Genomic DNA, 16,292 nt, shown 5'->3' on the forward strand with positions numbered 1-16,292 from the left:
TCGGCGGCGCGCCCGGGGCCCGTACCGGAGGTGAGAAAAATGGTGGACACCGCCACCATGGACGCCAGCGCCACCCCACAGGCGAAGGACGAAGGCCGTTCGTCGCAGGGCCGACGGGAGCGCCCTCGCAGGAAGCCCGACCAGCCGTGGTGGTTCGCGCTGCCGGCGCTGGCCGTGTTCGGCGTGTTCTTCCTGCTGCCGAACCTGCTGAACTTCGTCTACCCGTTCACCGACTGGTCGGCGTTCCACCCGCAGATCGGGTTCGTGGGCCTGTCGAACTTCGACGCCATCCTGCACGACGGGTCCCTGGCGCGGGACATCCGCATCACGGTGGAGTACGCGGTCCTGGTGGCCGTCTTCCAGAACGGCTTCGGCCTCGCCCTCGCCCTGCTGCTGGAGCGCGACACCCGCTTCAACCGCTTCTTCCGCGCCGTCTTCTTCCTCCCGGTGCTGATCTCCGCCCTGGCCGTCGGCTACCTCTTCCGTGCCCTGCTCGCCCAGGACGGAGCGCTCAACGGCGTGCTCTCGTCGCTGGCCGGCCATCCGGTGGACACGCCCTGGCTGGGTTCGACGACCTGGACGCTGCTCGTGGTGACGCTGATCCACGGCTGGAAGTGGATGGGCCTGGCCATGCTCATCTACCTGGCGGGCCTCAAGAGCATGCCCGGCGACGTGCTGGAGGCCGCGCGCATCGACGGGGCAGGCGCCTGGCGCACCTTCTGGTCGATCCGCTTCCCGCTGCTGGCGCCCGCGGTGACGTTCAACGTCACCACCGCGCTGATCGGCTCCATGAACACCTTCGACATCGTCCAGGCCACCACCGCGGGCGGGCCCGGCAGCGAGACGGAAGTCTTCAACATCTACATGTTCCGCGTCTTCGGCCAGGGGCTCTACGCCCAGGCGTCCGCGATGAGCCTGGTGCTCTTCCTCATCGTCGTCGTCCTCGCCGTGCCCGTCATCGTCGGCCTGCGCCGAAGGGAGAACAACCAGTGACCGCAGTCACCGCGTTCGCGCCGGCCCGCCGGAGCCCCCTGCGCTGGGTTCAGCCCGCGGCCGTCCTCCTCGTCGCCGCCGTCACCATCGGCATCCCGCTCTGGCTGGTGGCGGTGACCTCGGCCAAGCCCCAGGCCGAGGCGATCAAACCGAACCTCTCGCCGCCGCACCACGTGCAGGCCGGCGAGAACTATCGCCAGGCCTTCGACCAGGGCAAGGTCGTCCAGGGTTTCGTCAACAGCCTGCTGGTCGTCGTCCCCTCGGTCGTCCTAGTGCTGCTGCTGGGCGCGGGCGCCGCCTGGGTCTTCGCCCGCCGCACCGGACGTCTGGCCGGCACGCTGTACGCGCTGAGCATCAGCGGACTGCTGCTCCCGCCGGCCGTCATCACGATCGTCATGGAGCTCCGTCAACTCGGCCTGGCCGGCTCCCAGCTCGGCATGATCGCCGTCTACACGGGGATGTACCTCTCCACGTCGATCTTCTTCATGACCGGTTTCATCCGCAATCTCCCCGAGGAGCTGGAAGAGGCCGCCCGCATGGACGGCGCCGGCCCGGCCCGGGTCTTCTTCCAGGTCATCCTGCCGCTGCTGCGCCCGGTCATCGCCACCGCGACGATCATGGTGATGCTGTTCGCCTGGAGCGACGTCTTCTATGCGTTCTTCGTCCTCGGCGGCGGCGACAAGGCCACCCTCCCGCTCAACCTCTACCAGGTCGCCAACGCACAGCTGTACCTGAACAACTGGCACCTGATCTTCGCCTACGTCGTGATGATGAGCCTGCCCATGGTGGCGGTCTTCGTCGTCGCCCAGCGCCGCGTCGTCGCCGGCATCACCAGCGGCGCCGTCAAGTAGCGCCTGCTCCCTGTCCCCCGGGGCGCGCTCCCCGCGCGCCCCGGTTCCCCCCAGGTTCCATCCACGATCCTCCCGCAGCGACGCGGGAGGCGGAGGACATCCATGCCGCGAACCGCACGCAGATCACCGAAGGCCCGGCGCCTCATGGGCTCGGTCGCCTTCAGCGCCGTCCTGGCCGGCGCGGCCCTGACCGGTCCGGTCGCCCACGCGGCCGATCCGCAGGTCACCGTCGACCTGGGCCGCACCACCGGCGCCGTGATGCACGGAGCGAACGGAACGCTCTACGGCCTGAGCGACGTCGGCGTCCCCGGCGACGAACTGGTCACCCCGCTGCACATGACCACCGTCGTCCAGAAGCCGCAGGGCGGGGCGCAGCACCCCAACGGCGACGCGCTGACGGTCAAGCCGGGCTTCGACCGCGCCGGCGGCGGCGACGTCTACGTCTACATGCAGGACGACTACGTCCAGTGGCCGTACGAGAACCTGGGACTGGCCGACTACCTGTCCAAGGTCGACAGCATGGTCCGCGAGGTCGCCGCCCGTCCCGACGCGGACGATTTCGTGTGGGTGCCGTTCAACGAGCCCGACGGCAACTGGTACCCGGGGCTGGGGAGTTCTGACAGCGCCACGTATGCGGCCGCGCTCAGCGGCTTCAAGAGCGACTGGACCAGCGTCTACCGCAGGATACGGTCGATCATCCCGGACGCCAGGATCGCCGGACCCAACGAGACGCACTACGACGCCCGGCTCATGAGCGACTTCTATCCGTGGGCGAAGGCCGCCGGCGTCCTTCCGGACATCACCACCTGGCATGAGCTCGACCCCGGCTCGCTGTCGAGCTTCGAGTCGACCCTGGCCGCCTACCGGGCCCTGGAAGCCTCCGCGGGCATCCCCGAACTGCCGGTCAGCGTCAACGAGTACGGCAACCGGCGCGACCAGTCCGTGCCGGGTCAGATGATCCAGTGGATGTCCATGTTCGAGCGGAACAAGGTCTACGCCGACCAGGCGTACTGGAACATCGCCGGAAACCTCAACGACAACGCCGTGCAGACGAACATCCCGAACGGCACCTGGTGGCTGCTGCGCTGGTACGCGGGCCTGACCGGCAAGACCGTCCAGCTCACCCCGCCGCAGTCCAACGTCGTCGACACCGTGCAGGGCATCGCGTCACTGGACACCGGCCGCAAGCAGGCCCAGGTCCTGCTCGGCGGCGCCTCCGGATCCGTCGACACCGTGATACGGCACGTGCCGGCCTGCTTCGGCAAGAAGGTCGACGTCACGGTCGAGCGCACCGCGTGGAGCGGTTACGAGGGCGCCGCCGCCGCTCCCGCCGTGGTGTCCCGCACCACGGCCGCCGTCGCGAGGGACGGCAGCGTCACCGTGCCGCTCACCGGCCTGGACGCCATGTCCGCCTACCGCATCACGGTGAACCCGGCCGGCGGCGGCACGCCCGCCGCGGCGAGCCTGCCCTGGTCGGCGACGTACGAGGCGGAGAACGCGGCCATCACCGGCGGCACGGTCTACTCGCAGGGCTCGCGCTCCAACCCCTACGGTTTCGCCACCTCCGGCACCAAGGACGTCGGCAGCCTGAACCAGGCGACCAGCAAGGTCGCCTTCACCGTGGACGTCCCGCGCACGGGCACGTACGACCTGGACGTCTTCTACGGAAACCAGTCGGGCGGCCCCGCCACCCAGAGCCTCACGGTGGACGGCGACTCCGCCGGGACCCTCACCTACGGGTCCACCCTGAACTGGACCTATCGCGCCAAGGCGAGCACACCGGTGACCCTCACCGCCGGCAAGCACACCCTGACCCTGGCCAAGGGCACGAACGAGGTCACCCTCGACAAGATCGACCTCACGGCGTCCACCACGCCCGGCTCCGTGTACCCGGCGACCTACGCCGACATCAGCGGCTCCCCCTCCTACGACTATTCCACCTCGGGCGTCAGCGGCGCCGGCGCCCTGGTACTGGACCGCGGCGACAAGGCCGCCTTCGACGTCTACGCGCCTGCCGACGGCTACTACACCGTGCACGCCGACTACGCCTCCACCGGCGACAGCACCCTGAGCATGGACGGCGCCACCGCCGTCACCCTAGCCGCCACCCGGGGCCGCGCCGCCGACAAGGCGCTGCGGCTGTACCTGTCGGCGGGCAACAACCGCATCACCGCCGCACCCGCGGGCGGCGGCCGCCTCACCCTGCGGGACCTGCGCGTCACCGGCGCCGCCGACACCAGGGGCGTCACCTCCTACGAGGCCGAGGACGCCACCCTCGCCGGGACCGCGGACGTCTCGGGCAACACCTGGACCTCGGGCGGCAAGTACGTCGGCCACATCGGCCTGGGCGCCGCCAACACCCTCACCTTCCAGGTGAAGGCCCCCGCGGCCGGGCGTTACGTGATGAACGTGCGCTACGCCAACAACGAGGTCGCGGGCTCCGGGAACTACAACACCAACGTCGTCTCCAGGGCGGCGGACATCTCGGTGAACGGCACCACGAAGACGGTCATGTTCCGCAACTCCTACAGCTGGTCCAACTTCTGGGACCTGCCGGTCCCGGTCACCCTCAAGGCCGGCGTCAACACCGTCACCTTCGCAAACTCCGCCAAGTACGCGCCCGACATCGACAAGGTGACCGTCGCGCCGCTGAACGGCTGACGTCACCTCGGCCGGGGTCTTCACGGGCCCCGGCCTTCCCCATCCTCCACACCACAAGTTACCTTTCCCCTATCCGCAATACCGAACGTTGATTGTCATACCGAACAGAAGGGCGGTCCGGTGGTGAACGCCGAGATCCAGGACGAGCGCGGGGAAGAGTCCCGTCCCGACACCTATGTCATCGGAGTCGACTACGGCACGCTGTCCGGGCGGGCCGTGGTGGTCCGGGTCTCCGACGGCGCCGAGCTCGCGGCGGCCGAGCACGCGTACTCGCACGCCGTGCTCGACCGGGAGCTGCCCGACGGGACCTCCCTGCCGCCGGACTGGGCGCTGCAGGTGCCGTCCGACTACATCGACGTGCTGCGCATCGCGGTGCCCGAGGCGCTGGCGCGTTCGGGGGTCCGTCCCGAGCAGGTCGTCGGCATCGGCACGGACTTCACCGCGTGCACGGTCCTGCCGGTGCTCACCGACGGCACCCCGCTGTGCGAGCTGCCGGAGCTCACCGGCCGTCCGCACGCCTACGTCAAGCTCTGGCGTCACCACGCGGCCCAGGCCCAGGCGGACCGCATCACGGCGCTGGCCGCCGAGCGCAAGGAGCCGTGGATCAAGCGCTACGGCGGCAAGATCTCCTCGGAGTGGGAGTTCGCCAAGGCGCTGCAGCTCCTCGAGGAGGACCCGGAGATCTACGCCCGCACCGAGCGCTGGGTGGAGGCCGCGGACTGGATCGTCTGGCGGCTGTCCGGCAACTACGTCCGCAACGCCTGCACCGCCGGCTACAAGGGCCAGCTGCAGGACGGCGTCTACCCGTCGCCGGAGTACCTCGCGGCGCTGAACCCCGGCTTCGCCGACTTCGTGACGACCAAGCTGGAGCACCCGATCGGGCAGCTCGGCGACCTGGCGGGAGGGCTGACCGCCGAGGCGGCGGCCTGGACCGGGCTGCCGGAGGGCATCGCCGTGTGCGTCGGCAACGTCGACGCCCATGTGACGGCGCCGGCGGCGACGGCGGTGGAGCCGGGCCGGATGGTGGCCATCATGGGCACCTCCACCTGCCACGTCATGAGCTCCGACCAGTGGGCCGAAGTGCCGGGCATGTGCGGCGTCGTCGACGGCGGCATCCTGCCGGGCCTGTGGGGCTACGAGGCCGGGCAGAGCGGCGTCGGCGACATCTTCGGCTGGTTCGTGCGCACCGGCTTCCCCGCCTCGTACGCCGAGGAGGCCGCCGCCCTGGGACGGGACGCGCACCAGCACCTCACCGCGCTCGCGGCCGAGCAGAAGATCGGCGAGCACGGTTTGATCGCGCTGGACTGGCAGAGCGGCAACCGCTCCGTCCTGGTCGACCACGACCTCAGCGGCGTCATCGTGGGCCTGACCCTGTCCACCCGCCCCGAGGACGTCTACCGGGCGCTGCTGGAGGCCACCGCCTTCGGCACCCGCACCATCATCGAGGCCTTCGAGAACTCCGGCGTGCCGGTGCGCGAGCTGATCATCGCGGGCGGCCTGACGAAGAACGCGCTGCTGATGCAGATCTACTCCGACGTCACCCGGCTGCCCCTCGGCGTCATCGACTCGACGCAGGGACCGGCCCTCGGCGCGGCCATGCACGCCGCGGTCGCGGCCGGTTCGTACCCGGACATCAGGGCCGCCGCCCACGCCATGGGCAAGGCCCGCCCGGCCGTCTACCAGCCCGACCCCGAGCGCGCCGCGGCCTACGACCGCCTGTTCGCCGAGTACCGGGAGCTGCACGACTACTTCGGACGCGGCGCCAACGAGGTCATGCACCGTCTGCGCCGCATCCGCGCCGAGGCATCCGTCTGAACCCGTCGTCCCCCTGCGCGGTGAACGTCACCGCCATCTGCTCTGTGGTCATCATTCCCGAAAGGAAACGTCCGACATGGAAGCCAACGCCACGCCCTACCCCGACCACGAGGTCTGGTTTCTCACCGGCAGCCAGGGCCTGTACGGCGACGACGTGCTGCAGCAGGTGGCCGAGCAGTCCCGGAGCATCTCCGAGACGCTGGGTCACCCGGGCGAGATCCCGGTCCGGATCGTGTGGAAGCCGGTCCTGACCGACGCCGACGCGATCCGGCGGATGTGCCAGGAGGCCTCGGCCTCCGACACCTGTGTGGGCGTGATCGTGTGGATGCACACCTTCTCGCCCGCCAAGATGTGGATCGCCGGACTCAGCGCCCTCGACCGGCCGCTGCTGCACCTGCACACCCAGTACAACCTGTCGCTGCCCTGGCCGAGCATCGACATGGACTTCATGAACCTCAACCAGGCCGCCCACGGCGACCGCGAGTTCGGGCACATCGAGTCCCGCGTCGGCGTCGACCGCAAGATCGTCGCCGGTCACGCCACCGACCCGCGCGTCGTGGGCCGCGTCGCCGCCTGGGCCCGCGCCGCCGTCGGCCGCCACACCGCGCGCACGCTGCGCCTGGCGCGCTTCGGCGACAACATGCGCGACGTCGCCGTCACCGAGGGCGACAAGGTCGAGGCCCAGCTGCGGTTCGGGTTCTCCGTCAACACCTACGGCGTCAACGACCTCGTCGCCGTCGTCGACGCCGTGCCGGACAAGGACGTCGCCGAACTCGCCGCCGAGTACACCGACTCCTACGACGTCGTCGAGGCCCTGCGCCCCGGCGGCGACCAGCACGACTCCCTGCTGTACGCGGCCCGTATCGAAGCCGGTCTGCGCGCCTTCCTCACCGAGGGCGGCTTCACCGCCTTCACCACCAACTTCGAGGACCTCGGCGGCCTGCGCCAGCTCCCCGGCATCGCCGTGCAGCGTCTGATGGCCGACGGCTACGGCTTCGGCGGCGAGGGCGACTGGAAGACCTCCGCCCTGCTGCGCACGGTGAAGGTGATGGGCGTCGGCAGCCCCGGCGGCACCAGCTTCATGGAGGACTACACCTACCACCTCGGCCCCGGCAAGCCGTGCGTCCTCGGCGCCCACATGCTCGAGGTCTGCCCCTCCATCGCCTCCGGCCGCCCCAGCGCCGAGATCCACCCCCTCTCCATCGGCGGCCGCGAGGACCCGGTCCGTCTCGTCTTCGACGCCGCCGAGGGCCCCGCCGTCGTCGTCGGTCTCTCCGACCTCGGCGACCGGTTCCGGCTGACCGCGAACGTCGTAGACGTCATCTCCCCGAGCGAGCCGCTGCGCCGCCTGCCGGTGGCCCGCGCCGTGTGGGAGCCCCGCCCCTCGCTGGCCGAGTCGGCGGAGAGCTGGCTGCTCGCCGGCGCCCCGCACCACACCGTGCTCAGCTCGGCCGTGGGCCTGGAGACGCTCACCGACTACGCGGCCATGACCGGCGTCGAACTCCTCACCATCGACGAGAACACCACCACCGGGCAGTTCGCCAAGGAAGTCCGCTGGAACGCGGCCTACCACCGCCTCGCCCAGGCCCTGTGACGGCGAACGTCGTGGCTCTGACCCGTATGCAAGGAGGAAGCCGATGACCGTACGAGTACGCGACGGCCTGCGGCAAGAGGTGCTGGACGCCAACCTGACCATCCCCCAGGTCGGCCTGGCGACGCTGACCTGGGGCAACGTCAGCGGCGTCGACCGTGAGGCGGGCGTCTTCGTCATCAAGCCCTCCGGGGTCCCCTACGAGGACCTCGGTCTCGACGACCTGGTGACCGTCCGCCTGTCGGACGGCGCGGTCGTCGACGGGCATCTGCGGCCCTCCACCGACACCGAGACCCACCGCTGCCTCTACCTCGCCTTCCCCTCCGTCGGCGGCGTCACCCACACCCACTCCACCCGCGCCGTCGCCTTCGCCCAGGCCCGCCGCGACATCCCCGTGCTCGGCACCACCCACGCCGACACCTTCAACGGCCCGATTCCGGTCACCCCCGACCTCACGGCCGAGCAGTGCGCGAAGGACTACGAGTACAACACCGGGCGGGTCATCGTGGACCTGCTCGAGGAGGACGACCAGCGGGCCGTCGAGGTGCCCGCGGCCCTGGTGGCCAACCACGGCCCGTTCACCTGGGGACCGACCGCGCGCAAGTCACTCGAGCACGCCATCATCTGCGAAGCCGTCGCCGACATCGCCCTGCACACCTTCGCGCTGTCCCCGACGGCCCCGCCGCCCCAGCACCTCCTCAACCGCCACTACACCCGCAAGCACGGCCCCGACGCCTACTACGGCAACCCGGCGCCCACACCCTCCTGACCGACCCACCGACCCAGAACAACCGAATAACGGAACGACTGAACGACTGAACGACTGAACGACTCGTCGGTCGACCGGCCGGCTGACCGATCGGTCGGCCGGCCGTCCGGTTCACCGGCGGCCCGACCGGGCCGCCCGACCCCGCCCGAGCCCGGCCGAGCCCGGCCGAGCCCGGCCGATCCCGGCCGACCGATCGGCCCACCGCCCCGTTCCCTGATATACCTGTCGCACGGACGTCGGCTCCGGTCTTCCCGTCACTTGACGCGCGGCATTGTGACCGCTCACACTCAATGGATGGATGTGACCGGTCACACGAACCCCGACCACCGCTCAGGTTCCGGACGGGAGCCTAGGAAAGCCGCCAGCATTCGCGATGTCGCACGGGCCGCGGGCGTCTCGTACCAGACCGTCTCCCGGGTGATCAACGCTCACCCGAACGTCCGCGAGGAGACGCGCCGCCGTGTCGAGGCTGCCGTCGAGAGCCTGGGATTCCGACGCAACCCGACCGCGTTCGCCCTGGCCAGCGGCGTGACCCGGTCCGTCACCGTCCTCACGTCCAACACGACCCTCCACGGCTACGCGGCCACCCTGCAGGGCCTCGAGGAAGCGGCCCGCGCCGCGGGATACGCGCTGGGGGTGAAGGTGCTGACGCCCGAGGACGACCTCGACCGCACGATGTCGTCGGCGGCGGCCGAGGGCGGCGGGCTGATGGTCATCGGCTTCGACCCGCTCGGCGCCGCGGCACTGGAACGGGCCCCGGCCGACGTGCCGTGCGCCGCCGTCGTCGAGGCCCCGCCGCCCGGCCTGACCCCTCCCCGTCCCGCGGTGTGGGCCGACGACCGCGAGGCCGCCCGGGCCGCCACCGCGTACCTGCTGGAGCTCGGACACCGGACCGTCCACTACCTCGCCATCCCGTCGTCCGTGGGCGCCCGGCGCCCCGAAGGCCCCCGCGCCCAGGGCTGGCGCGCCGCCCTGGAGTCGGCCGGCATCACCCCGCCCGACCCGCACGGCGGCGCCGGCTGGGACGCACAGGTCGGCTACGACGAGGGGCGCAGGCTCGCGGACGACCCGGAGATCACCGCGATCCTGTGCGGCAACGACGACCTGGCGCTCGGCGTGCTGCGCGCCCTGCACCACGCCGGACGGAGGGTGCCGGACGACGTCAGCGTCATCGGCTTCGACGACGCCCCCCACTCGGCGTTCCTCACGCCCGCCCTCACCACCGTGCGGATGGACTTCCAGGGGCTGGGCCGCGACGCCTTCGCCCTGCTGCTCGGCCAGTTGGAGAGCGGCCACCGGTCCCCCGAGCCGACCTTCGCCGGCACCGACCTGATCGTCCGGGAGAGCTCGGGGCCCGTCGGAGGCTGAGCCCTGGGGCACGGCCGCGCCCCACGGAACGGGTGGGCGCCGTGAGTGCACACCGGAGCACCGCGTGTGACGAGTTCGCCGAAGCCCGGCGTTCTGGGGTGATGGCGGGTACCGGCCGGGGTTAGATGGAGGCTATGGATCGACGGCCCGGTCGTCTGCGGTCCTGGCAGGGGCTACGGACCGTCGCCGGCCAGGTGTTCGTCTTGCAGGTCTTCATCATCCTCGTGCTGGTGGCGACCGCGGTCGCCGCCCTGTTCCTGCAGTCCCGGACCGACGCCGAGCGCGAGGCCCGTAACCGCACCCTCGCGGTGGCCTCCGCCGTCGCCTCCTCCCCCTCGGTCGTCCAGGCCCTGAGCCGACCCGACCCCACCGCCGTGCTGCAGGTGCAGGCCGAGCAGACGCGCGAACGTTCCGGCGTGGACTTCGTCGTCGTGATGAGCGTCGACGGCATCCGCTACACCCATCCCAACCCCTCGCGGATCGGCCAGCACTACATCGGCAGCATCACCAAGGCCCAGCACGGCGGAGTCGTCACCGAGACGACCACCGGGACGCTGGGCCGGTCGGTGCGGACCGTCGTCGCCGTCAAGGATCCGAGCGGGAAGATCGTCGGGCTGGTCTCCGCGGGAATCACCGTCAAACGGGTGAGTGTGGCGGCCGACCGGCAGGCGCCGCTCGTCCTCGGGGCGACGGCGCTGGTACTCGCGGCGGCCACCGCGGGGAGCGCGCTGATCAGCCGGCGACTCCGTCGGCAGACCCACGGCCTCGGTCCGGCGCAGATGACCCGGATGTACGAGCACCACGACGCCGTCCTGCACGCGGTGCGCGAGGGGGTCCTCATCATCGACCGGCAGGGCCGGCTGCTCCTGGCCAACGACGAGGCACGGCGCCTGCTGGGACTCGACGCCGACGTGGAGGGGCGGCCCGTCAGCAGCCTCGGACTCGAGCCGAGGGCCGAACGGCTCCTGCTGTCGGGCACGACGGCCACCGACCGGGTGGTCAAGGTCGGCACCCGGCTGCTGGCGGTCAGCCAGCGCCCCATGGAGCAGCTGCCGGGCCCCGGCGGCTCGGTCACCACCTTGCGGGACACGACGGAACTCAGCGCTCTCGTCGGACGCGTGGAGGTCGTCCAGGAGCGGCTGAGCCTGCTGTACGAGGCCGGCCTGCGCATCGGCACCACCCTGAACGTGACGCGCACGGCGGAGGAACTGGCCGAACTGGCCGTGCCCAGGTTCGCCGACTACGTCACCGTCGACCTGGCCGACGCCGTGCTGCGCGGAGAGGAACCGAACCTGGCGAACATCGCGGAATTGCGTCGGGTCGCGCTGCACGGCGTGCGCACGGACACACCGCTGTATCCGACCGGTGAGCTCATCCACTTCGACCCCTCGACGCCGCAGGCCACCGGGTTCGGTTCGGGGAGGATGGTGCTGGAGGCCGACATGGCGGCGTTCTCCGGCTGGCAGGCGCAGGCCCCCGACCGCGCTCGCGCGCTGGTGGCCTCCGGCATCCACTCGATGATCGCGGCTCCGCTGCGGGCGCGCGGAGTGATCCTCGGGGTGGCGACCTTCTGGCGGTCGCGGGAGCCCACGCCGTTCGACCAGGAGGACCTCTCGGTCGCGGAGGAGCTCGTGGCCCGTGCGGCGGTGAGCATCGACAACGCCCGTCGTTTCACCCGCGAACACGCCACGGCCGTCGCTCTGCAGCGGGCCCTGCTCCCGCACGCGCTCCCCGAGCAGAGCGCCGTCGAGGTGGCGCACCGCTATCTGCCGGGCGAGGCGGGCATCGGCGGCGGCGTCGGCGGTGACTGGTTCGACGTCATCCCCCTGCCGGGGGCGCGGGTCGCGATCGTGGTGGGCGACGTCGTGGGGCACGGTCTGCACGCCGCCGCCACCATGGGGCAACTGCGCACCGCCGTGCACAACTTCTCGACGCTCGACCTGCCCCCCGACGAACTGCTCTGGCACCTGGACGAACTCGTCACCCGCATCGACCAGGACCGGGACGACGAGAACGGCGACACCCCGACACTGACCGGCGCCACCTGCCTGTACGCGGTCTACGACCCGGTGTCCGGTCAGTGCACCATGGCCCGGGCCGGTCACCTGGAGCCCCTCGTCGTCCACCCGGACGGCCGGGCACGTCTGGCCGGGGTGCCGGCCGGACCGCCCCTGGGACTGGGCGGGCTGCCCTACGAGAAGGCGGAGATCCAACTGCCGCCGAGCAGCAGCATCGTGCTGTACACCGACGGTCTGCTCGAGGAACGGCAGCGGGACATCGACGAGGGGATCGAACGGCTGCGCGGCGTCGTCGCACACGCCGGACGCACACCTGAACAGATGTGCCAGGCAGTGATGGACGCCCTGCTGCCCACCGCCCCGCGCGACGACGTCGCGCTGCTCGTCGCCCGCACCCGGCTGCTCGACGGTGACCGGACCGCGGTCTGGCAGGTGGAGTCCGATCCCGCGGCCGTCTCCGGGGTGCGGGCCTGCGTCAGCGGGCTGCTGCGCGACTGGGGACTGGACGAGGAGGCGTTCACCCTGGAGCTGATTCTCAGCGAACTGGTCACCAACGCGATCCGGTACGCGACCGGGCCCATCACCGTGCGCGTGATCCGTGACCGCAGCCTGATCTGCGAAGTGTCCGACGGGAGCAGCGTCTCACCGCATCTGCGCCGCGCCGCCGGCATGGACGAGGGCGGCCGCGGACTCTTCCTCGTGGCCCAGTTCGCCGACCGCTGGGGCACGCGCTACACACCCGAGGGCAAGGTCATCTGGACCGAGCAGCAACTGCCCGTGCAGCGGTGAGGGTTCACTCGGCTTCCGAGGCCGCGGGCAGTGCGGTCGCGGGATGTGGGTCACGGGGTCGTGGGTCGTCGGGTCGCAGGAGATTGTGCGCATGTGCGACGCGGTCTTGAGTGCGGTGAGTACTATTCGGCAAAACCACGGCACATCACTCCAAGGAGGGCCCTCGTGGCCGACAACCATGACGAGACGACCAGCCTCAGGCCGCTGTATGCCGCCCGTTTGGCTGAGGACCTGAAGCACAACACCGAGGAGCAGGAGCGTCTCAGCAGCGAAGTGACCGCGCTGCAGGAGAAGTTGGAGTCACTGCGGCACGACCACGCTCTGCTGGTCAACATGCAGCAGGCGCTCGGCGACGCCGAGAAGGCGGGCGAGGCGGCTTCCACGAGCGCGCCCACGGCTTCCGTGCCCCGTCAGGCCGCGCCCACCGCCGCGCAGGGCGGTGAGCCGAAGAAGAAGGTGCGCGCCAGGAAGGCGTCGCCGTCCGCCAAGGCCACGTCATCGCCGAAGGCCGCGACACCGGCGAAGGCCACCTCGCCGGCGAAGCCGGCATCGTCCGCGAAGGCCGCGCCGTCGTCCAAGGCCTCTGCAGCATCGAAGTCGGCGTCGGCTTCGGCTTCGGCGGTCAAGAAGGCGCCCGCCGCCAAGCCGGCGTCCAAGGCGGGCGACGGTCCGACGCTGCGTGATCTCGTCGTCGGTCACCTGACCCGTGAGGGTGAGCCGCGCTCGGCCCTCGAAGTCACCGACGCGCTGACCGGCGCCCACCCGGAACGCGGCGTCAAGATCACGGTGGTGCGCAGCACGCTGGAGGCCCTGGTGGCCAAGGGGCAGGTCCGTCGCAGCAAGCAGGGCAAGTCCGTCTTCTACTCGACGGAGTCCGTCCCCGCCGACGCCGCGGCCGAGAAGGAGCCGGCGACCGTCTGACTCGTCCGGCTCACCTCCGCTCAGCCTGCCGACGGGGGCGGCAGCGGAGTGGGCCCGCGCGGTGAACATGCCGCCAGGTGGAGCAATCGACGGTGTGCCGCGGCTGCGCACAGCAGGCTGGACCTCCTGCCCGGGCCGTGTGACAGGAGTCCGCTGTGCGAAGGCCGCGTAACCCCGACCGTGCGACTTGCCGCCCGCCTGCACGCCACGCCCACCGGGTGGCGCGCAGGAGCGAGGGGTGAGAACCGCGTACCCCGGCAGGCGGCCGGTGGCCGCCGTGGTGTCGCGGGACCGACCGCCCGCGCCTGCGGCGTGGGTGCGCAGGCTGCCGCTGCTGTACGTCGTCGTCCTTCTGCTGATCGAGCCGCTGACGCCCACGCAGTGGCCGGTGAGTTTCGCGCTGGTCGCCCTGCCGTTGCTGACGGCGTTCGCCCACGGTCCGTCCGTCGTCGCCGGTGCGACGGTGTTCGCCGTCGTCTTCGAAGGGGTGCTGGCCGGCACCCCGTGCTGCGCGGGCCGGTCCGTCGGCTATCTGTGGGACCGCCACTACGTGGCCTCGTATGTCTGCACGGCCCTGGTGGGCGCCCTGGGCACGATCCTGGCGGCCCACCGGATCCGTCGTGAACGCACGCTCGCCGACGTGCGTTTCGTGGCCGACATCGCGCAGCGCGTCCTGCTCAGACCGGTCCCCCACCGCATCGGCAGCCTCCGCCTGGAGAGCCTCTACCTCTCCGCCGCGGCGGAGGCGCGCATCGGCGGCGACCTCTACGAGGCCGTCCCGACGCCGTTCGGGGTGCGGCTGCTCATCGGTGACGTGCGCGGCAAGGGCCTGCTCGCGGTGGAGACCGCGGCCGCCCTGCTGGGCGCGTTCCGTGAGGCGGCGTACGACGAGCCCGGTCTCCCGGCCCTGGCGGACCGCATGGAGACCAGCATGAGCCGCAGGGCGACGCTGACCGGCGGGCCCGACCCCGGCGAACGGTTCGTCACCGCAGTCTTCGCCGAGGTCCGCGCCGACGACCACGTCGTCCGGGTCGTCAACTGCGGTCACCCGCCCCCGCTGCTCATCGGGCCGGACGGGGTCCGCGAGCTCAACCGGGGGCCGTCGGCCCCGCCGCTCAACCTCGGCATGCTCGTCGGCGACCCGTATCACGTCGAGGACTACGCCTTCCGGCCCGGTGACCAACTCCTGCTGTACACGGACGGCGTCACCGAGACGCGCGATCCCGGCGGCGCGTTCTACCCACTGCACCGGCGACTGCGCTCCTGGGGGGTCCTGCCGCCCGACGAACTGCTCCGCCGGCTGCACACCGACCTGCTGGCCCACAGCCACGACCGGCTGCAGGACGACATCGCGGCCCTCACCGCGTGTCTGCTCGCCGAGGAGGAGTGTGCGCCTCGGGACGGGGCGGTACTCGACTGACTCTTACGGAGTCGTGACGTGGCGGGCGCGGAGCACGGTCCGGGCGGTCCGCCGCCCTAACGTGGAGCCATGCGTGTACTGGTCACCGGCGGTGCCGGGTTCATCGGGTCCCATGTCGTCGAGGCGCTCCGCGCGCACGGGCACGAACCCGTCGTGTTCGACGTGCGGGCCGACCCCGCCGCGGACGTGCGCGACGAACAGGCCGTGGCCCGCGCCCTGGCCGGGGTCGACGCTGTGTGCCACCAGGCCGCCATGGTCGGGCTGGGCGCCGGGTTCGCCGATGCCGTGGAGTACGTCTCCCGCAACGACCTGGGCACCGCCGTCCTGCTGACGGCCATGGCCGCGCAGGGCGTGCGGCGGCTGGTGCTGGCCGGCTCGATGGTCGTCTACGGGGAAGGGCGGTACGCGTGCGCGCGGCACGGCGTGGTGCGGCCGGGGCCCCGGGTCGTCGCCGACCTTGCGGCCGGGCGTTTCGAGCCGCGCTGTCCGGAGTGCGGCCGGGAACTGTCCCCCGGGCTGGTCGGCGAGGACGCGGCGGCGGACCCGCGCAACGTGTACGCCGCCACCAAACTCGCTCAGGAGCATCTGGCCGCCGCGTGGGCGCGGTCGACGGGCGGGTCGGTGGTGTCGCTGCGCTATCACAACGTCTACGGGCCGAGGATGCCCCGGGACACCCCGTACGCCGGGGTCGCCTCCTTCTTCCGTTCGGCGCTCGCCCGGGGCGAGGCGCCGCGCGTGTTCGAGGACGGGCTGCAGCGGCGGGACTTCGTGCACGTACGGGACGTGGCGGCGGCCAACGCGGCCGCGCTGGAGGCCGATCCGGCCGCCGGCGCGCTCACCGCGTACAACACCGGCAGCGGTGAGCCGCACACCGTCGGCGAGATGGCGGCGGCGCTGGCCGCCGCCCACGGCGGCCCCGAGCCGGTCGTGACCGGCGAGTACCGGCTGGGGGACGTCCGGCACGTCACGGCCGACTCGTCCCGGCTGCGGGCGGAGCTGGGCTGGAAGCCGCAGGTCGGCTTCACGGAAGGCATGCGGGAGTTCGCGTCGGCGGGTATGCGCGACGCGTAGCACCGCACAAGGCCGGTGGTGCTGC

Annotated in this window: 11 protein-coding genes; all 11 read left to right on the forward strand. The window is 71.5% G+C overall.

What is annotated here, in order from left to right:
• Positions 1 to 39: 39 nt before the first annotated feature.
• Positions 40 to 993 carry a carbohydrate ABC transporter permease gene (locus OHS82_RS04775; RefSeq protein WP_057576847.1) on the forward strand — a complete coding sequence of 318 codons (954 nt, stop codon included), beginning with the start codon at positions 40 to 42 and terminating at the stop codon, positions 991 to 993.
• Positions 990 to 1,844, forward strand: coding sequence for a carbohydrate ABC transporter permease (locus tag OHS82_RS04780; protein ID WP_057576845.1), 855 nt, complete (start codon positions 990 to 992; stop codon positions 1,842 to 1,844). Before OHS82_RS04775 ends, OHS82_RS04780 begins: the two co-directional genes overlap by 4 nt.
• Before the next feature lie 102 nt (positions 1,845 to 1,946).
• The gene (locus tag OHS82_RS04785; RefSeq protein ID WP_328433348.1) at positions 1,947 to 4,505 is read left to right on the forward strand and encodes a CBM35 domain-containing protein; all 2,559 of its coding nucleotides are present in this window, start codon (positions 1,947 to 1,949) and stop codon (positions 4,503 to 4,505) included.
• A gap of 120 nt (positions 4,506 to 4,625) precedes the next feature.
• Positions 4,626 to 6,320: a ribulokinase gene (gene araB, locus OHS82_RS04790; protein WP_328433349.1), complete on the forward strand. Its 1,695-nt coding sequence runs from the start codon at positions 4,626 to 4,628 to the stop codon at positions 6,318 to 6,320.
• Positions 6,321 to 6,396: 76 nt separating this feature from the next.
• On the forward strand, positions 6,397 to 7,914 hold the full coding sequence (gene araA / locus OHS82_RS04795; protein WP_057576834.1) for an L-arabinose isomerase: 1,518 nt from the start codon (positions 6,397 to 6,399) through the stop codon (positions 7,912 to 7,914).
• Between the two features lie 43 nt (positions 7,915 to 7,957).
• Positions 7,958 to 8,680, forward strand: a complete 723-nt coding sequence (gene araD, locus OHS82_RS04800; RefSeq protein WP_057576832.1) for an L-ribulose-5-phosphate 4-epimerase AraD — start codon at positions 7,958 to 7,960, stop codon at positions 8,678 to 8,680.
• A 294-nt stretch (positions 8,681 to 8,974) separates the two neighbouring features.
• A complete protein-coding gene (locus OHS82_RS04805; protein ID WP_057576831.1) occupies positions 8,975 to 10,048 on the forward strand; it encodes a LacI family DNA-binding transcriptional regulator in 1,074 nt (357 codons plus the stop codon).
• Between the two features lie 134 nt (positions 10,049 to 10,182).
• Complete coding sequence (locus tag OHS82_RS04810) at positions 10,183 to 12,855, forward strand: SpoIIE family protein phosphatase (protein ID WP_328433350.1); 2,673 nt, start codon at positions 10,183 to 10,185, stop codon at positions 12,853 to 12,855.
• Between the two features lie 165 nt (positions 12,856 to 13,020).
• The gene (locus tag OHS82_RS04815; protein WP_328433351.1) at positions 13,021 to 13,776 is read left to right on the forward strand and encodes a hypothetical protein; all 756 of its coding nucleotides are present in this window, start codon (positions 13,021 to 13,023) and stop codon (positions 13,774 to 13,776) included.
• Between the two features lie 238 nt (positions 13,777 to 14,014).
• Entirely contained in the window at positions 14,015 to 15,196 is a 1,182-nt protein-coding gene (locus OHS82_RS04820; protein ID WP_328433352.1) for a PP2C family protein-serine/threonine phosphatase, read from the forward strand.
• A 69-nt stretch (positions 15,197 to 15,265) separates the two neighbouring features.
• The gene (locus OHS82_RS04825) at positions 15,266 to 16,267 is read left to right on the forward strand and encodes an NAD-dependent epimerase/dehydratase family protein (RefSeq protein ID WP_328433353.1); all 1,002 of its coding nucleotides are present in this window, start codon (positions 15,266 to 15,268) and stop codon (positions 16,265 to 16,267) included.
• The last annotated feature ends 25 nt before the right edge of the window (positions 16,268 to 16,292 follow it).

The organism is Streptomyces sp. NBC_00425 (assembly GCF_036030735.1).
Classification (GTDB): domain Bacteria; phylum Actinomycetota; class Actinomycetes; order Streptomycetales; family Streptomycetaceae; genus Streptomyces.